The 25,758-nt window shown below is 55.9% G+C and carries 20 protein-coding genes; 1 reads left to right on the top strand and 19 read right to left on the bottom strand.

From position 1 onward, the window contains the following. Positions 1-188: 188 nt before the first annotated feature. From DQG13_RS01460 to DQG13_RS01420, 9 genes are all read right to left on the bottom strand, one after another. Positions 189-587: a hypothetical protein gene (locus DQG13_RS01460; protein WP_113017577.1), complete on the bottom strand. Its 399-nt coding sequence runs from the start codon at positions 585-587 to the stop codon at positions 189-191. Positions 588-710: 123 nt separating this feature from the next. Further along, positions 711-1,211 carry an accessory gene regulator B family protein gene (locus tag DQG13_RS01455; RefSeq protein ID WP_113017576.1) on the bottom strand — a complete coding sequence of 167 codons (501 nt, stop codon included), beginning with the start codon at positions 1,209-1,211 and terminating at the stop codon, positions 711-713. Beyond that, positions 1,150-1,866, bottom strand: a complete 717-nt coding sequence (locus tag DQG13_RS01450; RefSeq protein ID WP_113017575.1) for a hypothetical protein — start codon at positions 1,864-1,866, stop codon at positions 1,150-1,152. The genes DQG13_RS01455 and DQG13_RS01450 overlap by 62 nt, the downstream gene beginning before the upstream one ends. A gap of 736 nt (positions 1,867-2,602) precedes the next feature. Beyond that, the gene (sufB, locus tag DQG13_RS01445; RefSeq protein ID WP_113017574.1) at positions 2,603-4,000 is read right to left on the bottom strand and encodes a Fe-S cluster assembly protein SufB; all 1,398 of its coding nucleotides are present in this window, start codon (positions 3,998-4,000) and stop codon (positions 2,603-2,605) included. Positions 4,001-4,014: 14 nt separating this feature from the next. Then, positions 4,015-4,434 (bottom strand): Fe-S cluster assembly sulfur transfer protein SufU, encoded by a 420-nt coding sequence (gene sufU, locus DQG13_RS01440; protein ID WP_113017573.1) that lies wholly within the window; start codon positions 4,432-4,434, stop codon positions 4,015-4,017. Beyond that, entirely contained in the window at positions 4,421-5,650 is a 1,230-nt protein-coding gene (locus DQG13_RS01435; protein ID WP_113017572.1) for a cysteine desulfurase, read from the bottom strand. The genes sufU and DQG13_RS01435 overlap by 14 nt, the downstream gene beginning before the upstream one ends. Then, a complete protein-coding gene (gene sufD / locus DQG13_RS01430; protein WP_113017571.1) occupies positions 5,647-6,951 on the bottom strand; it encodes a Fe-S cluster assembly protein SufD in 1,305 nt (434 codons plus the stop codon). Before sufD ends, DQG13_RS01435 begins: the two co-directional genes overlap by 4 nt. Before the next feature lie 23 nt (positions 6,952-6,974). Beyond that, positions 6,975-7,763, bottom strand: coding sequence for a Fe-S cluster assembly ATPase SufC (gene sufC / locus DQG13_RS01425; protein WP_113017570.1), 789 nt, complete (start codon positions 7,761-7,763; stop codon positions 6,975-6,977). Positions 7,764-8,006: 243 nt separating this feature from the next. Beyond that, entirely contained in the window at positions 8,007-8,609 is a 603-nt protein-coding gene (locus DQG13_RS01420; RefSeq protein WP_113017569.1) for a DUF1802 family protein, read from the bottom strand. A gap of 173 nt (positions 8,610-8,782) precedes the next feature. Here DQG13_RS01420 and DQG13_RS01415 point away from each other — a divergent pair, with 173 nt between their 5' ends. Next, positions 8,783-8,959, top strand: a complete 177-nt coding sequence (locus DQG13_RS01415) for an asparagine synthase (protein ID WP_113017568.1) — start codon at positions 8,783-8,785, stop codon at positions 8,957-8,959. Positions 8,960-9,046: 87 nt separating this feature from the next. Here the strand turns inward: DQG13_RS01415 and DQG13_RS01410 are convergent, their stop codons facing one another. From DQG13_RS01410 to DQG13_RS01365, 10 genes are all read right to left on the bottom strand, one after another. Continuing rightward, on the bottom strand, positions 9,047-9,250 hold the full coding sequence (locus DQG13_RS01410) for a hypothetical protein (protein ID WP_220094313.1): 204 nt from the start codon (positions 9,248-9,250) through the stop codon (positions 9,047-9,049). Between the two features lie 8 nt (positions 9,251-9,258). Continuing rightward, entirely contained in the window at positions 9,259-9,528 is a 270-nt protein-coding gene (locus DQG13_RS01405) for a hypothetical protein (protein ID WP_113017566.1), read from the bottom strand. 210 nt (positions 9,529-9,738) lie between these two features. Continuing rightward, the gene (gene purT / locus DQG13_RS01400) at positions 9,739-10,917 is read right to left on the bottom strand and encodes a formate-dependent phosphoribosylglycinamide formyltransferase (protein WP_113017565.1); all 1,179 of its coding nucleotides are present in this window, start codon (positions 10,915-10,917) and stop codon (positions 9,739-9,741) included. Between the two features lie 393 nt (positions 10,918-11,310). Then, the gene (locus DQG13_RS01395) at positions 11,311-13,170 is read right to left on the bottom strand and encodes a hypothetical protein (protein ID WP_146767078.1); all 1,860 of its coding nucleotides are present in this window, start codon (positions 13,168-13,170) and stop codon (positions 11,311-11,313) included. A 17-nt stretch (positions 13,171-13,187) separates the two neighbouring features. After that, a complete protein-coding gene (locus DQG13_RS01390; RefSeq protein WP_113017563.1) occupies positions 13,188-14,768 on the bottom strand; it encodes a flagellar assembly protein A in 1,581 nt (526 codons plus the stop codon). Positions 14,769-14,777: 9 nt separating this feature from the next. Next, positions 14,778-16,289 carry a methyl-accepting chemotaxis protein gene (locus tag DQG13_RS01385; RefSeq protein ID WP_113017562.1) on the bottom strand — a complete coding sequence of 504 codons (1,512 nt, stop codon included), beginning with the start codon at positions 16,287-16,289 and terminating at the stop codon, positions 14,778-14,780. A gap of 434 nt (positions 16,290-16,723) precedes the next feature. Continuing rightward, entirely contained in the window at positions 16,724-17,488 is a 765-nt protein-coding gene (locus DQG13_RS01380) for a DeoR/GlpR family DNA-binding transcription regulator (protein WP_113017561.1), read from the bottom strand. Positions 17,489-17,503: 15 nt separating this feature from the next. Next, positions 17,504-19,015: a rhamnulokinase gene (locus DQG13_RS01375; RefSeq protein WP_113017560.1), complete on the bottom strand. Its 1,512-nt coding sequence runs from the start codon at positions 19,013-19,015 to the stop codon at positions 17,504-17,506. Positions 19,016-19,123: 108 nt separating this feature from the next. After that, entirely contained in the window at positions 19,124-21,211 is a 2,088-nt protein-coding gene (locus DQG13_RS01370; RefSeq protein WP_258525404.1) for a bifunctional aldolase/short-chain dehydrogenase, read from the bottom strand. Positions 21,212-21,940: 729 nt separating this feature from the next. Further along, on the bottom strand, positions 21,941-25,678 hold the full coding sequence (locus DQG13_RS01365) for a glycosyl hydrolase (RefSeq protein WP_113017558.1): 3,738 nt from the start codon (positions 25,676-25,678) through the stop codon (positions 21,941-21,943). Positions 25,679-25,758 lie beyond the last annotated feature (80 nt).

The raw sequence follows: 25,758 nt of genomic DNA, 5'->3' as shown, positions 1-25,758 counted from the left end.
GGATATCCCCAATTCACCAACAATACTTGGGAAACAATGGAATAAAATTCCCATGTACTCAATATACAAAATAATTACAATCGCCGCTGTTGAATTTTGTCGATATATTTCCTGCTATCGAGTATTACCCGAAACTTCTTTACTTTACAAACTTTTACTGATATAATATGCGCCCAAAATAAAAAGACCTAGATTTTACCAGGTCTTTTTATCAGATGCTTATATTTTTCCTGCATAGGCCCTGAAACACTTATTTTCTGCCGGTCCTTCAAAATGGCATCGCATCCCCCGTAATCTCCCATAACGATCTCCTCCACAAAGCTCATATTGACCAGTTGTGAAGGATTCAGAAATTCATACCCCACACCTTTAAGAATAACCCAGAAGGTCTGCAGCGACATAATCGTAATCAGCGGACCGTGGGTAGTATGAAAAATGGGGGTTTTATCCGGTATGGAATGGGGCAGCTTTTTGTATAAAGCTTTTTTGCTTAGTTCAATAAACATTAAATCCGTCTTCAAGTCAAACTCTACAAAATCGGTATCATCGCCAGTTCTGTTGTAAAGTCTGACTCCTGTCATCTTCATACGCTTTTACTTCCTTACTTCTTGAGGGATTTCATCGGCTTCACTTGGTTTCCCAACACACCTTTGCGCAATCCCGCCAAGAGATTCTTCTTTTGGCTTACAACCGGCTTCTTATTCATACTCTCACCTCCTTCCAAATAAAGTAAGGGCCTGGATACATATAGATAAAGCCACCGTGGATGGAACAATGAATAACCCGAGAAGTATGGCGGCAAATCCGCATATGACCAAAATGTGCTTCAGATTGATTTGCTCCTCTTTATCACGCCAAATAGCAATAATGATTAAAGCTGGAACCAGGAAATAAAGGAAATATGAATCCGGAATCTCCAGATAAGAAATAACCGTGAAAATGGACACCGATAACACGACGCAACCCGTTAATGTTTTCATGTGAAAGCCGCCTGTGACCATTCTGGTTGTCCAGAAAGCCGCTATGGCAAAGACACATTCAACAAGGTTCCCGGTAAAGAAAGCAATAGCCAAACTTAAGAATATAACGGAGCAATTGCTTATGAGGAAGGAGAGACCCTGATACGTCTCCTCATCGCTTTCATCCGGTTCAGAGCCTTTCTTCCATTTTATTAGGTGGTAGGCGGTCCATTCTACTACGTCTGGCATCATAATAATCCCTCATTCTGGAAATCATGTAAAGCCACAAATAGCAAACTATGTTTATCGCAGTTACCAGGTAAAAGGAAACATGCTGATAGGCTATAAAAATTGCGAGGAAGCTCAGCATCACTACAACAGCCACAACAAGCAGCTTCTTCTCCAAGGGATTGGACGGTTCCTTCACAAAAAAATCATGGGGAGGACGGATCACATACGACCATCCCCATTGTTTCTTATGGAGAATGAAGCAGATGAGGAAGGTTATGAGTTCTGAAACCACTTGTATGATATTGATGTCCATTCCAAAGGCATCCTTCACTACTGCGCTATTCATGAAACCGCTTAAGAAGATGGGAACTGAGATAATCACCTGGATGGCTGCGAATGCGCTGTAGCCGGCACAGGCGATGATGACTGATTTGACAATCCGGATCTTAATCACAAAGATCAAAAATCCAATATACATAGAGATCTGGGCAATCATATCAAGCGTGGATGAGCCAACCTCAACTCTAAACAGGTAAGAAGAACAGGCAATGATGGCCGACAACGCTACATGCTCCTTGAAATATTCAAAAAACGGTATCCTGAATAGCTTAAACATGATTGCCAGAATGGCCAACGTATCGAGGAAGCCTAAAACCAGATATGCAGCGAGTACCATCTGAGCACCTTTCCAAAGCAGATTATACCATTACTATAATAGATATTGGACATATTTTCTAATAGAAATATCTGGATTTTCGCTTGACCACGATCCAACCCTCCCTTTACCCGCCTCCGCTCCGAACATTTGGATACCTTCTGTAAAGGCTCTACCCCTAAACCAGTGCTTGACCGCGCCTTTGCCTATTTGTTCGACTTCACATGCCGATTCCTAACGGCGGTGAGAGCCTCTATTGGCTCCAAAACGGGGGCGCGGCCCAATCTAACGGAAGCAGGAGCCCCTATTAGGCTAAAAAAGGGCTTGCAGCGGAGTAATCGGCCCCAATAGCGGCTGTAGCCGCCGTTAGATGTTTGGAAGCGGTGTTTTTGCCGAAATAAGGGCTCCCACCGCCGTTAGCACCAGACCAGCGCCCTTTGCCGCTTATTCCCGCCTGAACTCTCCGTTTACACAAGGACGCAGGCCTGCGCGCTTGCAAACCAGATTAGAGGATGATTCGCAGAACGCGGCGCGGCAAGATGAGAAAAGGCCCCCATGCTTTTGGATATGAGAAAAACTCCTATCGGAGTATCTCGAAGATGAGCGACCGCGTTTAGCGGAAGTTTTTATCGCCAATCAGAATGTTTATCTTACGCGCTTTAGCGCTGTAAAGAACTTAAACATTCTGATGTGGTAAAAAAAACGCCCGGAAACCGGACGTTTTCGCTTTTTCATTTATGTTACTCGGTACTTTATTTTACCCTATACTGCCTTCCATCTCGAACTTGATCAATCTATTCATCTCCACCGCATACTCCATCGGCAGCTCCTTGGTGAAGGGTTCGATGAAGCCCATGACGATCATCTGGGTGGCTTCGGCTTCGGTGAGGCCGCGGCTCATGAGGTAAAACAGCTGATCCTCGGATACCTTGGACACGGTAGCTTCGTGCTCCAGAGTGATATTGTCGTTCATGATCTCGTTGAAGGGAATGGTATCTGATGTGGATTGTTTATCCATGATCAGGGTGTCGCACTTGATGTTGGCTTTGGAGCCTTGGGAGTTGCGTCCGAAGGAGCTCAAGCCGCGGTAGGTCACCTTGCCGCCGTGTTTGGAGATGGACTTGGACACGATGGTGGAGGTGGTCTCCGGGGCCAGGTGGATCATCTTCGCCCCTGCGTCCTGGTGCTGCCCCTTGCCGGCAACGGCGATGGAGAGCACACTGCCCTTGGCGCCGCGGCCTCTTAAGACAACCGCCGGATACTTCATGGTCAGCTTGGAGCCGATATTGCCGTCCACCCATTCCATGGTGGCATTTTCTTCGGCAACGGCGCGTTTGGTCACCAGGTTGTAGATATTGGGCGCCCAGTTCTGGATGGTGGTGTACCGGACACGGGCGTTCTTCAAGCAGAGGATTTCCACCACGGCGCTATGCAGGGAGTTGGTGCTGTAGATTGGCGCGGTACAGCCCTCCACATAGTGGACAAAGCTGTCCTCATCGGCAACAATCAGGGTCCGCTCGAACTGGCCCATATTCTCCGAGTTGATGCGGAAGTACGCCTGCAGCGGAATTTCGCACTTGACGCCCTTGGGCACGTAGATGAAGCTGCCCCCGGACCAGACGGCGCTGTTCAAGGCGGCGAACTTGTTGTCCGCGGCGGGAACCACGGTAGCGAAATATTTGCGGAACAGCTCCGGATGCTCCCGGAGGGCGCTGTCGGTATCCATAAAGATAACCCCTTGCTCCTCCAGATCCTTCTGCATGCTGTGGTACACAACCTCGGACTCATACTGGGCAGATACACCCGCCAGGAACTTCTGCTCCGCCTCGGGGATGCCCAGCTTGTCGAAGGTTTCCTTGATTTCGGAAGGAACCTCTTCCCAGGTTTTCCCTTGTTTCTCGGCGGGCTTCACATAATATTGGATGTCGTTGAAATCCAGATCATCCAGATCGCCGCCCCAACGGGGCATCGGAATTTTGTTGAACAGCTCGAGGGACTTGAGGCGGAATTCCAGCATCCAGTCCGGCTCGTTCTTCATCTTGGAAATTTCGGTGACAATCTCCGGTGTAAGCCCCTTGCCGCTCTGGAACACGGCTTTGTGCTCATCGCGGAAGCCGTATTTATAATCTTCCATTTCTGGCATCTGCTTCGCCATGACGAATCCCCTCCTTATTTGGACTGCTCGACTCCTTTGCGGAGCGCGTTCCACGCCAATGTGGCGCATTTGATCCGGGCCGGGAATTTGTTGACGCCGGAGAGTGCCTCCAGGTCCTCATACTCGAATTCCACCGGCTCGCCCTTCATCAGACAGGAGAATTGCTCGGCCATGGCCTGCGCTTCCTCCAAAGTTTTGCCCTTGACTGCTTCGGTCATCATGGAGGCGGAGGACATGCTGATGGAGCAGCCCTCCCCCGTAAACCGGGATTCCTTCACAACGCCGTCCTCCACCTTCAGCTGCAGGGAAATCCGGTCGCCGCAGGTGGGGTTATGCAAGTCAATCGTTACACCATTATCCTCAAAATGCCCCCTATTGCGGGGGTTTTTATAATGATCCATAATGACCCGGCGGTACAAATCATCCAATTGCATCGCTAAAATACTCCTTTGTCCGCCTGAGGGATTCCGCCAAGCGGTCGATGTCCTCTTCCGTGTTGTACAGATAGAAGCTGGCTCTTGCCGTGGCGGAGGCCTTCAGCCAGCGCATCAGCGGCTGGCAGCAGTGGTGTCCGGCCCGGACGGCAATGCCTTCCGCATCCAGGAAGGTGGCTACATCATGGGGATGGACATCCTCCAGATTGAAGGTGACCAGACCCGGACGTTTGTTGCCCCGGGGACCGTAAATCGTCAGCCCTTCCAGTTCCGAAAGCACGCCCATGGCATAGGCCGACAGTTTTTCCTCATGGTCGTGAATGTGATCCATTCCGATGTCTTCGAGGAAATCGATGGCTGCCCCCAACCCTACCGCTCCCGCGATAATCGGGGTGCCGCCTTCAAACTTCCAGGGAAGCTCCTTCCAGGAGGAATCGTACAGATCCACAAAGTCGATCATTTCGCCGCCGAACTCCACGGGCTCCATCTTCTCCAGCAGCTCCTTCTTGCCGTACAGAGCGCCGATGCCGGTAGGCGCGCACATCTTGTGCCCGGACAGAGCGTAGAAGTCGCAATCCAGCTCCTGCACATCCACCTTCATGTGGGGGGTGGATTGAGCGCCGTCCACCACCATCACCGCGCCGTGACGGTGGGCAATAGCCGCAAGCTCCTTCACCGGATGCACCACACCCATGACATTGGATACATACGCTACCGCAACCACCTTGGTTTTATCGGTAATGGTGCTCTCCGCATCCGCCAGGGCGATATTCCCGTCCTGCTGGAGGGGAATATATTTCAGCGCAGCGCCGGTAGCTTTGGCCACCTGCTGCCAGGGGATCAGATTGCTGTGATGCTCCATCAGGGTGATCACAATCTCGTCCCCTTCGCGCAAGATGCTTCTGGCATAGCTGGCCGCTGCCAGATTCAGCGCCGTGGTGGTGCCGCGAGTAAAGATAATCTCCTCCGTATGGCGGGCGTTCAGGAACCGCCTGACCTTTTCCCGCGCCCCCTCGTAAGCGTCCGTCGCCCGGGAGCCCAGAGTATGGACTCCCCGGTGGACATTGGCATTATCCCATTCGTAATAATGCTTGACGGCCTCAATCACGGAGAGGGGCTTCTGGGAGGTGGCGGCGCTGTCCAGATACACAAGGGGATGGCCGTTGATTTCCTGGTTCAGAATGGGAAAAAGCTTGCGGATTTCCTTGGCATTCATTGCTCCAGCTTCCTTTCGACCAGCCGCTGCAGTTGGTCTTCGATTTTGGCAATCGGGATTTCAGACACCACAGGGGCAAGGAAGCCATAGATGATCAAGCGCTGTGCAATTTCCTTCGGAATGCCTCTGGACATCAAATAGTAGATTTGCTCGGGATTCACCTGGCCGACGCTGGCGGCATGGCCTGCCTTAACATCGTCCTCGTCGATCAGGAGAATCGGGTTGGCGTCGCCACGGGCGTTGGGAGACAGCATCAAAACCTTCTCCGTTTGCTGGCCGTTGGCCCCGGTGGCGCCCTTCTCGATTTTGGTAATGCCGTTGATGATGGCGGTCGCCCCATCCCTCATCACGGCGCGGGTAATCATATCGCTTTCGGACATCTTGCCGAAGTGGACCGCCCGGGTAGTCAGGCTGAGCCGCTGCTCGCCGGTGCCTACACAGATCACCTTGGTATCGGAGACGGAGCCGTCTCCCTTGAGCAGGGTCGTCGTATCGGATACGGCATTGCCGCTGCTCAGCTCCCCGATAACCCATTCCACGGCAGCATCCTTCTCCACAATGGCGCGGCGGTAGGACAGGTCTGTCAGACCATGGCCCAGGTTATGGATGGAAGCGGCTCTTACCTTGGCGCCCGCCTTGGCGAACACCTCCACCACACCGTTAACCACACGCTCTCCGGTGACGCCTGCGGAAATCACATTTTCCACATAGGTTACCGAGCTGTTCTCTTCGGCTACAATCAGGACATGGGGCGCGCAAGCGGCGTCCGCCCCTTCGGCCAGGAACAGGGCCTGCACCGGCAGCTCCACCTGGACATTCTTCGGCACATACAGGAATGCGCCGCCGCTCCAGATTGCGCTGTGCAATGCGGCCAGCTGATGCTCATCCTGGGCCACAGCCTTCATGAAATATTGCTGCACCAGATCGCCGTGCTCGCGGACAGCCGTCTCCAAATCGGTGAACAGCACCCCTTGGGCGGAAGCTGCTTCAGACAGGTGACAATAGGCAACGCCGGAATTCCGCTGGATCAGGAGACTGTTGGAGAAGCTTTCGCCGAACAGGCTTTTGGCCTCCTCAGGAAGCTCGGACACCGATTGAACCGGGGCGGCAGGCTGATAGCTGCCGTATGCGCCGAGATTCCAGCGGTCAAGCCGGGTTTTCTCCAGGAAAGGAAGCTCCAGAGTTTCCGCCAGCTCCAGGCCCTTCAGCCGCAGCTCCTTCATCCATTGCGGTTCCCGGTTGCGCTCCGACAGCGCCTGAACCGCGCCGCTGTCTATAGGAAGAACAGTTTGTATGCTCATCGCTTTATCTCCACTTCCTCTCTCTATACTTCCTGTCCGACAGTTTCATCCACAATGCCCAGCTCTTCCTTCACCCAATCATAACCTTCCGCCTCCAGGCGCTCGGCCAGCTCGGGACCGCCGGACTTCACAATGCGGCCCTGCATCATCACGTGGACAAAATCAGGCGTTACATAATTCAGAAGGCGCTGATAGTGGGTAATAATCAGGAAAGCCCGTTCCGGGCTGCGGAGAGCGTTGACGCCTGCGGCCACAATTTTCAGAGCATCGATATCAAGACCGGAGTCAATCTCGTCGAGAATGGCGATCTTCGGTTCGATCATCATCATTTGGAGAATCTCGTTGCGCTTCTTCTCGCCGCCGGAGAAGCCTTCATTCAGGTAGCGGTGGGCGAACTCGGGGTTCATGTCCAGCTCCTTCATCTTTGCTTCCATCTGGCGGATAAATTTGATCAGGGAAATTTCATTGCCTTCCCCGCGGCGTGCGTTGATGGCGCTGCGCAGGAAATCGGCATTGGTGACGCCGGTGATTTCACTGGGATATTGCATAGCCAGGAACAAACCTGCCCGGGCCCGCTCATCCACGCCCATCTCCAGCACGTCCTCGCCGTTCAGCGTTACGGTGCCGTCGGTTACCTCGTATTTGGGGTGGCCCATCAGAGCCGAGGACAATGTGCTTTTGCCGGTACCGTTGGGACCCATGATGGCGTGAACCTCGCCGCCCTTGATTTCCAGGCTGAGACCCTTTACGATTTCCTTGCCTTCCACGCTTGCTTTCAAATCGCTGATTGTCAACACAGGCACATTCGACATGGATTTTCCCTCCGGTTGCGTAAAATAGTTTTTATTTAATAACGGATTTTTGTGATTATCACTGATTCTCAATCGAATATAGGAATATTATAGCGCACCATGATGAATCAATAAAGGGCAACTGAATAATTTTCTCAACTTTGATGTTTGGAAAGTCTCTTTGCTTATATTTGCTCAAAATAAGCCCTGTTCTCCCGGCCCGACTGCAGCCAAAAGATCCAAGGCTTAGCGGCTTGCGCAAAGCTATTGTCGGCTGCCGGCTGCATCTGACGCGGCCAGCGCTGATTTCAGGCAATCGCATTGGCGGGCGAACTCCTCATCGGTCAGGACCGGCGTTTTCTTCACCTCGGGCATTGGATCGGCGATTTCCACCCAGGATTTGCAGCCCAGATAGTCGGGACGGATGGGAACGGACACAGGCTCCTCCAATTGATAGACTCGCAGCAGAAGCACATGGAGGGGATTTTTCCTCTTCCACTTCAACCGCTCCTCGGCAAAGGTATCCGTCCAGATATGGAAGCCGGACAGTCTATCCAGCTGCTCCTGGTCCAGCACTTCAATGTCCTCCGCGACATCGGCGTAAGCGGTCAGCTCCACCTCCGCAGCATCGGGGGACCATCCGGCAAGGGTTTCATCCACCGCATGCTGCTCGGCTTCCTTCAACAGCTCCCGCTTCTGGTGCTCATAGGTGGGATATAAATAAAAATGGTGGCTTTCCACCTGGAAGTCCCGGGTTTCCTCAACGATACCGCCCTTGCGCAGCACCAGAATTTGCTTGCCCTCCCGCAAGGCCTTGATGGCGGAAGCCCATTCCTTTAAGGCAATTTGCTTTACCGGCGCCTTCATGTTAAGCCCCCTTGTTTAGACTAATTATAATTTATAATTCATTATAGCCGGAAAATTGCCGGACGGCAAATGATCCTGCTGCTGCCAATGCTTGCATCGGATATAGACGGGCTTTTCTTCAAATCCTATAGCCGTCAACCACATTATCTTATATCAAAAGGAGCGATTCATTCATGCGCGAAGGACTGATCCCTACTGTTCTGGGTACTGCCGTCACCGCCACCGGAGCCGCCTTCCGGGCGAAGGGCAAATACCCCATGGTTTCCACCGCTGTTATGGGGTTTGGCCTGGCCCATATGGTGCTGGGCGCTATCGATCTGGTGGAGCATAGAAGGTATCCGCATCTGTAATTTGTCCCCCAAAAAAGAAAGCGGCCGGATAAGGGAGCCTTCTCCCTCGTCCGGCCGGTTTCCAAAACATCAGGTCGTCACCGGTTCTCACTTTGCAGTGGCTTTTCTTTCTTCTTGCAGCTGTGACACTTGCTCCAGAGAAAGACCGGTGACATCCGAAATTTCCGGAAGCGTCATGATTCCACTATGCAGCAGCTTGGTTGCGACTTCCAACTTGCCTCTGTGTTCGCCTTCTTTGATTCCCTCTATCTTGCCCTCTGCCCAACCTTCCCGGCGGGCCTGACGCTTCATCTTGCTCCTCATGCAGCAGCCTCAGCTGCTCCAGGGTCTGGCCCATGGTTTCCTTCAAGCCCTGAAACGCCGCCGCGATTCGCCGCTCTTTTTCCTTCCGCGGCAGGCGGCTTCGCGTCTTCATAAACCAGCTTCACGTCAGCGGGATCGAAGGTTTCATCAAACAATCCATTAATCAGCCGCACCACCGTCCGATGGGACAGGCGGAACAGCAGGCGCATCATGCGGTCAAGCCGCACCTGCCGGCGGGGCTTCTTTCGTTTCCTGGGTGCCATCATATTGGGTTACCTCCAGTATATCATACCGTCCGGCGCGCTTGCTCCCCAAAAAGGGTCAGAAAATGCAAAAACGCCAGCCGCCCCCTTGCAAGGAGGTCGGCCGGCGCGTACTTCGCATCCGGATAAAAATAAAAGATTTATGCGATCACTTTACCACACAATGGCGCGGCTGTCGAGATAATCATCGCCGTCTGCGATGTCTGAAAAGCCTCAATGATACTCGATGGACAGCCGGCCAACCGCCTCTTCGGCTCGGGCTCTTGCCTCCTCCACCGTATCCGCGGCGCTGACTGCCACGGCCATGCGGCGGCCCACCTTGGTTTCAGGTTTGCCGAACACCCTCACCTGGGTGCCGGGCACCGCCAGCGCTTGCTCCAGCCCGCCGATCCGGTAATTCCGGGACTCCTGCCAGGCCTTCAGCGTTCGGGATGCACCAGGGGACAACTGGCGGACTCCCTCCACCGGGAAGCCCAGAATAGCCCGGACATGGAGGGCGAACTCCGACAGGTCCTGGGTCGCCATGGTGACCATTCCCGTATCATGCGGCCGCGGGGACACCTCGCTGAAGATCACCCGGTCGCCGGCCAGGAACAGCTCCACGCCGTAGAGGCCGTAGCCCCCAAGAGCCTCCGTCACCTGACCGGCAATCTCCTCCGCCGCTTCGATCTGGCCCGGCGTCATGGCATGAGGCTGCCAGGATTCAATATAATCGCCGTCCTTTTGCACATGGCCGATAGGCGGGCAGAACACCGTACCGCTCACGGAGCGGACGGTAAGAAGGGTAATTTCCGAATCGAAGGGAATAAACTCCTCCACGATCACCCGGGTTTTCCGGCCCCGGCCCCCCTCCAGGGCCATGGTCCAGGAGCGCTCCGCATCCTCCGGCCTGCGGCAGACGCTCTGCCCCTTGCCGGAGGAGCTCATCACCGGCTTAATCACACAGGGCGTGCCGATTTGCGCCACGGCCGCCTTCAGCTCGTCCAGGCTGTCGGCAAAGGCATAGCCTGCTGTGGGAAGCCCCAGAGTTTCCGCCGCCAGCCTGCGGATGCCCTCCCGGTCCATAGTCAGCCGGGAAGCTCGGGCGGTGGGAATGACGCGGAAGCCCTCCTCCTCCAGCCGGATCAGCTCCTCGGTGGCGATAGCCTCAATCTCCGGCACAATTAGATCCGGACGCTCCTTTAGAATCAGCTCCCGGAGGGCTGCTCCATCCAGCATGTCCACTACATAGCTGCAGTGGGCCACCTGCATGGCAGGCGCTCCCTCGTAGCGGTCCACCGCAATGGTTTCAATGCCCAGCCGCTGGGCCTCCAGCACAACTTCCTTGCCAAGCTCGCCTGCGCCCAACAGCATGATTTTCCGGGCATGGGCAGACAATGGTGCCCCGTACATGTGCAACTCCCCTTTTGCTCCAAACCATATTTCCCCTATTGTGCCGAAAAAACGCCGTTCCTGCAACCTTTTTTCAGACAGAGGGGGCTCCCTTCTTCGTTATATACGAAAACACCGCACCACCGCCTGAGGTTTCCTCGGGGCACTTTAACGGCAGCCACAGCCGCTATTCCCGTGAACAGGCTCCATTTTCATTTTTAACGGCGGCCATAGCTGCTATTTCGGGAAAAAGAGCGGCGTCCTGCCCGATTGGGCTTTAATAAGTGCGCGTACCGCCGTTAGAATAGAAAAATGCCGTTTTTCGGCCAAATAAGCGCACTGACCGCCGTTAGATCGCACATGGCCAAAGAGCCACCGCCAGTGGCGAAAGAGCCGCATGCGGGCAAGCCGGAATCAGGGATGGCAGCCGCACGGATACGGAAACGCCATAAGCGACTCCGGACCGGCAACGCCGGGAATCTCCGTCCAGCCGTCTGCGGTCAGGGGCCGGGCGGACAGGGCAAACAGATGCCCGTCAAACCCGAACAGCCGGACATCCTCGGGCAGACTGCTCCCCTCCGTCTCCAGAGGGTGAGCCTGGCCGAAAGGAGCAACGGCATAAGGCTTATGCGCCACATAAAAAGGAATCCCATATTCCTCCCGGTTGCGGATATCCGCCTCCAGCGCCTGGAGCAGGGCCTTCCGCTCATCCCGGACCAGATTCTCCCGGAGGGACCGGGCCACCTTCATCTGATGCAGCACCGGCGCAATATTGCCCGCTACCGTTTCGATCAGCAGCACCTCCTCCTCCAGCAGGCTTCCCTCCGTTTCCAGAATCACCAGAAAGCCCAACGGATACGGGTCATCCATCAGCACCACCCGGTTTTTGACAGCCAGCGGAGCCCAGACCAGGCAAGCAGCCTCCCCGGTCCACGCCGCCGTTTCCTTGGGCAGATGCCGCCTTGCCCCGGCGCGGGTGTAATCGACAATGGCGGTTCCCTCCAGAAGCGCAGGCGGCACCTCGTCCACAGCGAGAAAAAAACGTCCAACGGGATTGTCCGTCTCCCCGAACCCCACCGCCTCCTGCACCGTATACCCGCCGTCCTGCCTTAAGGCGATAAACGCCTTTTTCAGACCAAAGGCCAGATGAAGAGTTTTCATTGTAAAATAACAGAGCTCCTCCGGCGAGGAAACCTCATTCACATTTTTCACAAGCCTGTTCAAGGTTTGCAGATGCCGCAGCTGCTTCTGGGCGCTGGCCCGCTGGTAATCCGCCTCCTGGTACGAAACCGCGTTGGAAATGGCCACAACGGCGGAATTGGCCAGAGATTCCACCAGCTCGAAGATGCCATCATCATATTGGCGCTGATCGTTAACGGGTTTGCTCAGCGTCACCATCCCCATAATATGGGTTTTGGCAATGAGCACAATAAACTCCGCTTCCAGCCGTTGGAAATGCCCGCAATCCACAAACAGCTCCTCCAACAGCTCCCGGTCCCGCTCGATATGAAGGACAGCAGGCCCGTTGTAGCGCGTATATCTCAATTGAAAATCGCCAAAAAACCGGGAATAGGAGAGCACATCCCGGAAGCCCGTTATGGTCAGGCGCAAGGTGGCGGGATCGACAATGCCGAAGGCGGTGATTTTGCTGGTGGTGACCTCGCTGAAAATATCCGTTGCCGTTTCATGCAGCTTGCTCAAGGAAAGCTCCGACAGCATCACCCGGGTGCTTTGGTTAATGGCGAACAAATTGAAGTTTTTCTGGTCCAGCCGGCTGTTGGACTGAAGCAGCTCCATCAGGTGGGCGCTGTTCTCCAAGGAGTGGTTGATAAGCCGCATGACCGCACCGGACAGAATCAGATCCGAATCGGAGAATTCCCCGGCATGATTGCCGTCGGACAGAATGAACCCGTGGAGCCGGTCGTCAATGATCAAGGGCATCATCCAGCGGGGCTGCAGCCGTTCCACATCCCCGGCCGGAAGAACCTGCTCCACCTCCTTGGTCAGGACATGGCCGCGCAACACGGGAAGCTGCCTCAGCTCCTCCGAATCCTCTATGGAATACGTCTCAAGCTCCCGGTAAAGACGTTTCTTCTTCATGACAAAGCGGCCGGAATCGCGGATAAACAGCAGGGAACCATTCAGGGTCAGAATTTCATTTACGAAATCAAAGGAAAAACAGGCAAGCTGCCCTGTATCGAAGCGCTGGGTAAACAGCTCAATGGCCAACAGCAGCGCCTCAAACCGGTAAGACATGCGGTCGTTCCATTCCACAGCCAGCGTCCTCACCCCTATTCATGAAAAAATGTGTTTTTCTCCACATAAAAGCTGCCGGCGGTGATTCGCTCGATCTGCCTTCCAATCTCCTTGATCTGCAGCATCGTCCTGGGAAATGCCTTCAACATAACTGTAACCTCCCCGTCTCCCTTTGTGCTCATATAGGCGGCCAGCTTCAACCGTTCCTCCTCCAGCTCCATAACCCGCTCCACCGTTTGCTCGTACCGGATGCCGAAATCCAGATACTCCTTCTTCTGCGAATGCTTAAGCAGCTCCTCGTAGCCTTCATAAATATCCATCTCTCTCCTCATATGCTCCAAGCTGGCCAAAGCTTTTTTGTACTCCTGCAGAAGCGAATCCATCTTCTTCAGAATAGCGCTGCGGTCGAAGCCCTCCACAGACACCTTGGTGAGGGATTCGGATTCATTGCCGATAAAAGCGGCCACCAGCTTGATCTTGGCCTGCACCTCCCCGCCGATCAGCCTTCCTTTCCGCTTGTCCAGGTGGATATAGCGGGATTTCAACCGGCAGTTGATGGCGTACAGCCCCACATGGATATTCTCCGCCGCTTCAATGACGCAGTCTTTTGCATGCTTCAAAAAGACGCTGCGTCCGGCCCGGACCACCGCCTTCTCCCGGCCGAATATGCCGCCTTTAATGTAAACATCCCCTTCCAGAGATTCAATTCGCGCAACGGCGCCGACTCCGATCTCCCCAAGCACGGAAATATCCTTGGTTGCCGTGACCGTGAAGCCGTCCAGAACGGTTCCCCGAATCTGGACATTCCCGTCGTAGCTGATGTTCCCCGTCTGCGGGCCCACATCACCGGCAATGATCAGCATCTCCTGAACAAAAATTTTGCCGGCCGCCTTCTTGACAGCTCCGGAGGAACGGGCACGGAGGACCAGCTTGTCCCCCTCCTGCTGCTCCAGCACAGTATGGGCGTCGTACTTCAGGGGCATATCCCTGCCCCGTTTGGCAGGCAGCGCCACCCCGGCCAGATTGCGTCCATCCGTTCCGGCGGTAGCGGGAATTTTCTCCCCCAGCCAATCTCCCGGCTTCACCTCATCAATGAATTGCAGCTCGAAAAAATCCGCATTCCCGTCCTCCCGGATCACCGGACGCCGGGGAGACAGCTCAAAGTAGGCAAGCTGCGCATCGGTCCCTGGCACCGGGCTTGTCCCCAAGGCCACTGTTTGCTTTTCGCGGGCCACCATGCCGCCGTTCAGCACATCATACAATATCCCGTGGACAACGCCGTGTGCCTGAAGGGCTTCGATCAACCGGGCGGGCAGCCGTTCTCTCTCCCGCTCCAATTCCTCCGGCGTCAGATTCAGCCTGACGGAGGCCTTCATAAAGTCCTTGCTGACAGTTACCTCAATAGCCGGCTTCAGCTGTCCGATCTCCAGCCTGCCGCCGGATGACTCGCCCAACGCCAGCTGCAAATTGGCGAATTTGGTTACGGTCAGCCGGGGAACTTGGTCCAGCACCGCTTCAAAATCCTTCATGGCGAACCCCGGCTTTTCCACCTGAATCCATACGGCTCCATTTTCCTCGCTCAAGCTCAACCACTCATTGGCAAACAGCTCCATCATTTCCCTCCCCTATCTGTGCGACATGTTCTCTACCAGTCCTCCCAGCTCCCGGCTCCGCGCGTTCATTTCCCCCATCTCCCCGGAAACCTGGACGATCTTGGAGTTCTGCTCCTCTGCGGATGCCAGCAGCTGCTGGGTTGACGCGGCGTGGTCCACTGAGATAACGGATATGGCCTCCAGCTGCCTTTTGACCTCGAAGAAAGCAGCCCCGATCTGTTCGGCCTGCACCTCCTCCTGCTCCACTCTGCGGGAAATTTCCTCCGACAGCTCCTTTAGCAGATGGAAGCTGTCCGCCACCTGGGCCATAATATCGTTGCCCGCCTCCACCGCCGCGCTGCCGTTCTTGATCCGCTTGTGGGCGGCTGCCGTTTTGCCCAGCACCTCCCCTACAATGCCGGTAATCTCCCGGGCAATGTCCCCGCTTGCCTCCGCCAGCTTGCGGATCTCCATCGCCACCACCGCAAAGCCCCGCCCTGCCTCGCCCGCCCGGGTGGCTTCAATATTGGCGTTCAGGGCCAAAATTTTGGTTTGCGCCGCAACGGACGTTATCCCCGTCAAAGCCGAATGGATGCTGGCCATGCTGTCGTTCAGCTCATCCATATTGCTTTCCGCCGTGCGGACAGCCAGGTGAATCGTGTTCATCTGGCCGGACATATCCTGGATTCCCATCTGGTTGCGGAGAACGGATTCCCGGATGGTTCCCGATATGGCGGCGGCATCCTTGGTAATCTGCCGGTTGAGCTCGACGGCCGCGGCCACCTCCTCTGTCAGGCGCACCATCCGCCCGGTGCTTTCCGCCTGCTCGTTGATGCCCTGGGCCATCCGGTCAACGGCAACGGTGCTTTGCTGGCTGGATTCCTTAATGGTTTCCAGAAACAGGTAGGAGCGTTCCACGCTCTCCTTCAGCACCGACGCATGCTCCCGGATGGCGCGGGCAGTCTCCGTCAATTCCTTGACAAGCTGCTCCGCAATCTGCTCCTTATGCAGCGCGGAGCGCACATAATCCTTCCCCCACTTGGCCAAAAAATAGAAAATAACCAGCGACAAATCGAGACACAGAAGCCGGGTGCGGAAATCATCCGCCGTGTACCCCGGTCCCATGAGGCCTACAGGATCGGCCAGGTATAAGCCTGCGGCAAGCAGATTCAGCAAGCCCCCGTAGACCAGGACGGCTCTGGGCCGGAAGTACATGGCGGTCATGGCAAAGGTGGCGGCATAGACAATAAAAACCCGCGCCGAAGGGGCGCCCCGTTCCATAACGGACAGATAGCTGGAGGCCGCGGCGATGGAGAGCGGAATCACTACGGCGGCAACCCCCTCCAGTCTGGCCCACCTTTTGTTCAGCAGGAAAGCGGCGGTAGCCACCAGTGAAGCCCCATAGGTGCACAGCATCACCTTCAGCCCGTACTCGCCCGAGGTCATAAAGGCCTGCACGGACAATAACGTGGAGAGCACCCAGGTCAGAAGCACATTAAACCGATTTACCCGCGTAACATTGTATTTGGTTCCGACTTCTTCCATCCCAACCGGCTCCTCTCGAAACGCAAGTTATGGAAATCGCTTTAAGAGTAGCACATGATTTTCATCAATTTGTTATTATCAGGTAAGTTTTTTGTAAAAGAAACGGTTATTTTGTCGCTTCCTTTCCGGCGCGGGTAGGGCTTGGAGATCATAAGCTGCGGCCCGGAACGTCCAGGCGCGCCGGGACCATCCGCGCTGTCTCCCGCCCCTTTACGCATACCCTTGGCGCACCTATCCATCGATAGCGCGCGGCGCGTAGCGGAACTGAGAGACCGTTAAAGCGGAAAAACCGCCATCTTGGTTTTCTAACGAAACTCCCCGGCCTTATCCTCGAACGATCAAAAAAAGACAGCGGTTTTCGCTGTCTTTTCCGATAAAAGCATTCATTTGAGAGGAAAGCGTCGGTTCTGCTTGGCTTGAAAAAACAAAGGTTTTTACCCCTCCAGCTGCGTCACGTCGATGCCCTGCTCCCGGATCTGGCGGATGATAGCCGGATCGCTTTTGGCGTCGGTGACCAGATGGTGAATCTCGCTCCAGTCGGCCACATGGGTGAAGGACCGGACGCCGAACTTGCTGTAATCCGCCAAGAGGTACACCTTATCCGACTGCCGGATCATCTTGCGCTTCACCAGCCCTTGCAGCTCATTGGGCTCCGTAATGCCCTTGGTTAGGTGAAGCCCCTTGCAGGACAGGAACATTTTATCCACATGGTAGGTGTCCAGAGACCGCTCCGTCAGGGGACCCACGAAGGACAGGGAATTGGAAACCAGAATGCCGCCGGTGGACACTACCTGAATCTTCTCCTTGGCCGCCAGCTCCAGGGCCACCTTCATGGAATTGGTCAGCACCGTCAAGGGCTGATCCGGCAGATAACGGGCGATCCACCAGGCGCTGGTGCTGGCGTCCAGGATGATCCGGTCCCCCGGCTCGATGAGGCCAACCGCCGCCATAGCAATCTGCTTCTTTTCCTCCACGTTGGTGGTTTCCCGCACGAAGTACGGCGATTCCTGCTGGGTATCTTGCACGCTGACTGCGCCGCCGTGGCTGCGCATCAGCTTGCCCTCCGCCTCCAGCTTATCCAAATCCTTGCGGATGGTTTCCTCCGTAACCCCGCACAAATCGCTGAGCTCGGTCACCCGTATGCTGCCGCGCTCATTTACGAGCTGTACGATTTTTTGAAGCCGCTCCGCCACCAGCATATGTGTATGTCTCCTTTATTCTTCTGGAATCAGAGATTGCTCCGTCGCGTCAAGAAATCTCCTGTACGCCGCCTCCCATGCCTCCTGCTCCTGCGGCTCATAGGTATCCACCGGATAGGAGCGCTTGATCAGGCTGCGGGCCTCGCGGATATCCGCCACCTCGCCCAAAGCGATCAGCTGCGCCGCCACATTGCCCAAGGAGCTGGCCTCCACCGGACCGGCCCACACCTCTCTGCCGATAGCCGAAGCGGTCATCTGGCACAGGAGCTTGTTCTGGATGCCGCCGCCCATCATGTGCAGACGGGGATAGCGGATGCCGCCCAGATGCTCCAGCCGCTCCAGCACCAGGCGGTATTGCAGCGCCAGGCTCTCGTAGATGGTGCGGGTAATCTCGCCGATGCTCTGCGGCACCGGCTGGCCCGTGCGGCGGCAATATTCCTGAATCCGCTCCGGCATGCCTCCCGGCGGCAGGAACAACAGATCGTCCGGGTTGATGAAGGACCGGAAGGCAGGCGCCTTGTCCGCCAGCACCACCAGATCGGCGAAGGAATGGTTTTCTCCGGCCTGATCCCAGGAACGCTTGCACTCCTGAATCAGCCAAAGGCCCATAATATTCTTCAGGGTCCGCGCCGTCCCGCCCATGCCCCCTTCATTGGAGAAGCCCAAAGGCAATACCCGCGGGTCCAGCAGCGGCTCTGCCAGCTCGGTGCCGAACAGGGACCAGGTACCGCTGATGAGATATGCCACCTCTTCGTCCGTATCCACGGGAACGGACACTACCGCGGCGCCGGTATCATGCTCCGGCACAGCTACGGCGCGGATGGGCGGAAGCTTCAGCTCCTCGCGGATAGCTTCGGTCAGCTCGCCCACCGTCTGCCCGGACATGACCACCGGGGGAAGAATATCCGCCGGGATGCCCAGCTTGGCCAGCAGCTCCTTATCCCACTCCTGGGTGCCCGCCTTGAGCAGCTGGGAGGTGGAGGCAATGGTATATTCGCTTTGCTTGACCCCGGTCAGGAGGTACAAGAGCAGGTCGGGAATAAACAGCAGCTCCTTCGCTTCGCGGAGCGCCACGGAATTCTGCTCCACCGCCGCATGGAGCTGCATCAGAGTATTGAAGGTCAAGGGCTGCAGACCCGTCGCTTGGAACAACTCATTTTTTCCTATTATAGCATGGACTTTCTCTACTGTGTGATCCGTTCTTGCATCCCGGTAATGGTACGGGTTGCCCAAGAGCTCCCCGTCTTCCCCAAGAAGCCCGTAATCCACTCCCCAGGTATCGATGCCGAAGCTTTCAATAGCCCGGCCCTCGGCTGCCTTGCGGAAGCCCTGCTTCAGCTCATGCAAAAGCCGGAGAATGTCCCAGTACAGATGGGGCCCCGCCTGCACAGGCTCATTGGGAAAACGGTGAACCTCCGCAAGCCGCAATACGGCTGCTTCGGGAACGCTTTTGTCCAGGGTGCCGACCATGGCTCTGCCGCTGCTCGCACCCAAATCAAATGCCAATACATGTGTTTCCTTCTTCATCGTAACGTGCACCGCCTTTTGCGGCAAAGGGCCGCCGGAGCGCCTGCTTCTCACAGGGGAACCGGACAGCCCATGCCTGATTATTGTTGCCCTCCGCCGCAAGGCTTATTACCGGGTGAACGCTGCAGGCACTCCGCCGTCTACCGTAATCATGCAGCCAGTGGTTTTGGCCGACCTGGAGGAGGCCAGGAAGGCGATGGATTCCGCAATGTCATCCGGGTAAATATTAACCAGGAGCGTGGTGCGTTTTTTGTAATATTCCTCTAATTGGTCCGGGGCTATGCCGTATGCGGCCGCCCGCTCCTCCCGCCACCGGGAATTCCAGATGGCCGAGCCCTGCAGAATGGCGTCCGGCAGCACTGTGTTGACCCGGATGCCGAATTCGCCGCCTTCCGCGGCAATGCAGCGGGCCAGATGGGCCTCGGCTGCTTTGGCCGTGCTGTAGGCGGAGGCGTTTTTGCCGGCGTAGACGGAGTTCTTGGAAGCCACGAAGACCATGCTGCCGCCGGTGCCCTGCTCCTTCATCACCTTGAAGGCCTCCCGGGCAACCAGAAAATAGCCGGTAGACAGGACATTCATATTGAGGTTCCATTCATCCAACGTGGTTTCGGCAAAGGGGCTGGAGGTGGCAAGGCCCGCGTTGTTCACCGCCACATCCACACCGCCGTATTGGAGCGCCGCGGCGCGGAAGGCCTCCGCCACCTGGTCCTCCTTGGTGACATCCAGCTTGACGGCGAAGGCGCGGCCCGGGCCATATTGCCCGTTCAACTCTTGGGCCACCTTTTCCGCTCCCTCCAGATTCAGATCGGCCAGGACCACATGGGCCCCTTCCTTGACCAGTCTGCGGCAGGTAGCGCTGCCGATGCCGCCTGCGCCGCCGGTGACCAGCACCACCTGGCGGGAGAATTCCGCCTCCGGCGGGGCCAGTGTCAGCTTATACAATTCCAGCGGCCAATATTCCACGTTGTACGATTCGTTTTCGCTAAGGGAAACGAATTGGCCCAAGGTGGTGGCTCCCCGCATAACGGCGATGGCACGGTGGTACAATGCGCCGCTGACCTGGGAGTTTGTCTGGCTCTTGCCGGTATTGATCATGCCCACGCCGGGAATCAGGATAACCCGGGGCGCAGGCTCGAACATCTTGTCGCCTTCATTCTTATTGCGCTCGAAGTAAGCCTTGTATTCTTCCTTGTATTGGCTGATGCCTGCCTTGAGGGTTTCCTTCAGGGCGGCCGCATCGCCGGAGGCCGGGTCCCAATCCACCAGCAGCGGCTTCATCTTGGTGTGCACCAGATGGTCCGGACAAGCCGCGCCCACCTGGGACAGCTTCGCCGCATCCCGGCTGCCGGCAAACCGCAGCACATCCTCGCCGTCATCGAAGGTGAGGATCATCCGTTTGCCGTCGCTGACCGCGCCGCGGATGGCCGGCATTACAGCGGCTGCGATCTCGCGGCGCCGCTCCGGCGGAAGGGCCTCTGTCTTCAGGCCGCCGAACAGGGTCTCTTCCTTCACCCGGGCCTCAATATAGGCTTCCGCTTCGCCGATAATCGCCAACGTCTTCCGGTAGGATTCCTCGGAGGTGTCGCCCCAGGTGACCAGGCCGTGCTTTTCCATCAGCACCAGCTCGGCTTTGGGGTTGTCCCGCACGCCTTGGGCGATCATCCGGGAGAGCCGGAAGCCCGGGCGGATATACGGCACCCAGACGAACCGGTCACCGTAAATTTCCCGCGCCAGCTCCTTGCCGTTGTCGGCGCAGCACAGGCCGATAATGGCATCGGGATGGGTATGGTCCACATGCTGAAAAGGCAAAAAGGCATGGAGCAGAGTTTCGATGGAGGCTCTGGGATGTTTGGAGTCGATCATGCAGTTGGCCAGATATGCCACCATATCCTCGTCGCTCATATCCTCCCGCTCAAACAGCGGGGCGATGTCATCCAGCCTTAGTCCGGTAAAGTGGCCCGCCTTCATGGTTGCCAGGTCGGAGCCGCTCCCTTTCACCCACATGACATTGACGGGACGCCCGCGAAAATCCTCAACAACGGTCTTCATGGAAGTATTGCCGCCGCCCCAGTTGGCTACTGAGCGGTCAGAGCCCAGCAGATTCGAGCGGTACACCAGTTCATCCAACCCCGGCTTTAATCCTGCCGCTTGTTCCATTACCCAACGATTCGCCACCATGCCATATGCCTCCTTCATCTTTGTCCGCAATGGGAAAATGATTATACGAGATCATTCTAACATGGTTTTGTTTCGTTTTGAATAATAATTTCAAACTGATAGTAAATATTTTTCAAATGCAAACGTATGATATGGAAACCCTTTCATTCCTCCTTGTCTTTGTTTATTTTTATTATAGCATCCGTTTACTTTTGTTTCTGTGGATAAGGTGTGAACGAGACCGGGGGATAAACGTCAATCGGATGTTTGAGTTGGAGTAGAGGGACCAGGGTAAGCTCGGAGTAACGTTGAGTTAGAGCAAGTGCGGAACGGACTTGGACTAGCATTGGGTTGGAACGGACTTAGAGTTGGAGTGAAGTCGTAACCTAAACGGACTTGGAGTTAGAGTGAAGTCGTAACCCTAGAGGAACTGAGCGACCCTTAAAGTGGCTTTTGCCGCTTATTCCCGTTTTTGCGGAACTGAGAAGCGCTTATTTCCCGCCGTGCTCCCATTCTCCCCCTGTTTTCGCCGCATAAGCCTTCGTAAGAGCTCCTCAGTTCCGCTAGAAATCCAAACCTCCGCTTTTGCCGCAATAAGGGTCGCTGAGTTCCGTTAAGCAACTGGCCGTCCCGCCCAAAACGCACACGCTACGCCGCTGTCACCAATCCGCCGGAGATCACACCTGCCAGCCTCCGGCAGTCGCCGGACTTATACTGCAAAAAACCGCCATCCGGTTTAGACGGACGGCGGCAGTTAGCGCAAGGCGGCTATCGGATCTCTACGTCATCCAAATAGATGGCGGCATTTCCGGTAGAGCCTGCCGGTACAAAAATCTTCAGTCCGAGAGCCTGTGTCTGAGCAATATCCGGAACCGCTGCTATAGGCAGAACAATCTCCACAAATCCGCCCTGTTGTCCCGCCGGGATATTGTTCAACTGCTTGAAGGTGTAGGTTCCCCAGGTCGGGCCGGATTGGGTGTAGAGCAGCGCCGACAGCTGACCTTTGAGCTGCGCCCCCGCATCGGGAACAATCATAAACCGAGCGACAATTTCCTTGTAGCCCGTCAGGTCCATCGGGCCCTTCTTGCGAAGCTGCAGCAGCCCCTGCTTGGTAGGATCGGCAGCATGAGCCAGGCTGAAGGCCGTAGTCAGGGAATGCTCCCCGGAGCGGTATACCGCGTCGGCAACGGATAATCCCCCTGCGGTCACAGTGGTATCATTGGTAATCTCGAAGCCCTGCGTGGTACCGTCCTCAAAGCCATACAGCTTCTGCTGGTCATAAGGCACCGGATCAAGGGAAGGATCATTCACCACCCGAATCTCGTCAAAATAAAGAGTGCCGGAGGTGCCGGGCACATCGGGATTGCGGTTGACGTAGATGGAGAATGCTTTTACATTTTGCAGAGCCTTCTTGGTGATGACCTTGCCAAAATTAACGGTATTCCAAGCAGCCGGCTTGAACTGGCTGAACGGTATTTCCACCATGCCCGAGGTGTTTTCGGCCAGAGACGGATAGGCCTCGAACGCAATGCCGCCGGCATTGATCTGAATAACCAGCTTCTGATCGCTTCCATCCGACTCCATCCAGAATGTCAGCTTGTTGGCTTCCGACCAATTTGCCTGATTCATATTTTTGGTCCGCCCCGTATACCCGGTGCCTACATTGTAATCGTATTTGACTCCATAATTCCCGCTGATTTTGTGAACAGGGTCCAGGGAGATGGTATTGACATCCCCGGCGGAGCCGTATGTCCCCCTCAACAACTCGTCCTTACCCCTGTAGCCTTCAAAAGTATCAATGATCAGCGGATTGACGATCGTCCCATCGCTTACGTAGACCTTTACCTTCTGTGTCAAAACCGTTCCGTCGTTGCCGTAGGAGCTGACGGTGAGGGTTACTTCCGATTCGGCGAAGGCTGCCGCCGGCATCCAGTCGGCAACATAATAGAATCCTTGGGCATCCGGCGTCATGGGATATTCCTGCGGGTCCCCGTCCACAGAATAAACCACCCGCTGAATATCCTGATGCAGAATGCGCACGCGAATTGTTGTTGCCTTGCTCAGAGGCACATCCAGATTTTCCGTAGGCGCCACAACATGAAGGAACGGCTGTTCCGCGACCACAGTTGCTTCTTGCTGATACGGGTGGGCAGAGCGGACTTCATTGCGGAAGGCTGTAAATGAATCCTCGTAAAATTCGGTAAAGTCCGGCAGCAGCGGGTGATCACCCAACCCGTTCGGCCCATCTCTGTAGGGAACATAGGCGGAGGCGGCGCTCCAGTTTACCCAAGTCATCATATAGGAGATTTTCCTTGCGTCAGGGTCCTGCTTGAGAGCGTTCAATAGCTTGGTATAGAATTGCGGATCTTTGCCCTCCGAATCGATATATTTGTAACCAAACTCCGTAAACGCGGGAATCTTGTTTCTTTGGCTGGCAATAGCCGATACCAGCTTGGCATCCTGAATCGCATTATCGTACCAGGTCGGCGAGGTTCCGTTATAATAGCTGTCAAAACCAAGCACATCTACATACTCGTCCCCCGGATAAGATTCCAGATAGCGCTGCTCCGATCCGCCGAAGGGACTATTGGGCGAATAGGCATAAAGAAAGTTATGAACCCCCTTGATATCGCGCAAATATTCGATGGTATAGCGGTACAATTCGATAAATTGCTCATTGGAGCGGTATGCCGCTCCCCACCAGAACCAACTGCCGTTCTGCTCGTGATATGGACGGTATATCAAGGGAATGGGTGTGCCGTTTTCGTCCGTCAGCAAACCGGCAAGCTCGGCCACCCGGTCCAGGAAATCGTTGTAGGCCGCATTTTTGTCGCCGCCCGGCAGGATTCGGGGAACCGGATTGCCGGTAGTGTCATTGTAGTCTCCGCCGGTGGCGATATTGAACGAATGGCTGCTCACAGTCAGGATGCCACCTGCGTTGTACGCCGCTTTCATCAGCATCAGCATCCGGTCGCGGTTGGCCTCATAGTTGGTTCCCGCCAGATTCTGCACATCAAAGCCGAATACGCCCGGAAAATCTCCTACCGCATTAAGTGTATCGGATTGGGTGCCGTCTTTAACCGTAATGGTGACTCCCTCCGACATGGCCCCTTGTTGGCCAAAGATAACTTGCTGGCCCATCCTCTCCTGCAAATAAGCAAAGAGCGAGCGTGTTTCCGGTGTCGCGTCTGGGTCAACCAAATTTACTGCAGGCACCTCCGGCTCATGCTCACCGCCTCCAGTCTCTCCGCCGGTGCCGCCGCCAGTTCCTCCACCGCTGCTATCGTCGATTCCCCCGTCGGTGCTGCCTCCGCCGCTTCCGCCGCCTCCGGCAACCACAGCCGGGTTAGCCGGTTGGGGCAAGGAGCCGCCCCGGGCGATCAGGGTGCCGTTAACCGTTATGCCGTCCGCTTCAAACACCGCCTGACCGATTTCTCCCGCCAGCGAAATGGTGCTGCCTTGTCCGGCAGCCGCCACGGTCAGTTGTCCGATCCGTGCCTGCCCGGCTACGCTCAGCGTCAGCGGAGCCGCTGCCGTTACCCCGTTCACCTGCACGCCTGTGCCAAGCTCCAGCCCGGATGGGCTCAGCACCGCAATCGATCCTATCCGGGTGTCTCCCGTAAGCGCAAGCCGAACGGGTCCTTCCTTGCGATCAATCTGCACATCTCCCAGCGTGGAATTATGGAAGGTGACGGTATGTCTGCCGCCTCCGCTCACATATACCTTTCCTTTCACCTGTACGCCTTCCAAGCGGAGATTTCCGTCACCGATTCCCGCCGCCAGATACAGATTCCCGCTGACCACGGTATTGCGCAGGTCCGCCCCCGCTCTGTTCACGATTACATTGCCGTTTATCGACCCGCCTTCAAAAGTACCCGCCTCCGAATAATAGCCCGCTGCCAGCCGCTCCAGCAAAACCGCCGCTTCCGCCCGCGTAACCGCAGCGTTGGGGCGGAAGTTTCCGTCCTCATACCCGCTTACAATCCCCGACAGCGCTTTCAATCCACTCCGGGCATAATCGGCGATTTCCGCGTCATCGGTATAGCCGGTTGCGCCGCCTTCCCCTTCCATGGAGAACAAACGGGCGAGCACAACGACAGCATCCTGCCGCGTCAGAGGCGCCGAGGGTAGCGCTTTGTTTCCGGGAGCGCCTTGAAGATAACCGGCTTGCTTGGCAATCTGCAGCGGCTTGGCATACCAATCCTCCGCCCCCGCATCGGCAAACGGCTCATCCGCTTCGGCGTAAAATCCGAATATCCGGTTCATCATGGCGGCAAATTCGGCGCGGGTCATGGCCGCATCTGGATGAAGCTCCCCATCGGGATACCCGGAAAGCACACCCCGGGCCATCCAGTTCTCCATGCTGCCGCGAGCCCAATGGCCGCTTAAGTCAACGGCATCCGTCCTGAAAGGGCCGGGGCCCGCCAAGCCCGCATATGCGGGAAGCAGCAAAGAAACGGCCAGTGTGGCAGCCAATAATCGGGAAGCCCTTCTTTTGGTTTTCATTGCACACAGCTCCTTTTTTATGAATGGATCGGCGGCGGTCAGGAAGGGGCCAGCCCCGTCGAACCGTTCCCCTCCCCGCC

It is taken from the genome of Paenibacillus sp. YN15, assembly GCF_003285005.1.
Lineage (GTDB): Bacteria > Bacillota > Bacilli > Paenibacillales > NBRC-103111 > Paenibacillus_AR.
This window is presented reverse-complemented; position numbering and strand designations above follow the sequence as displayed.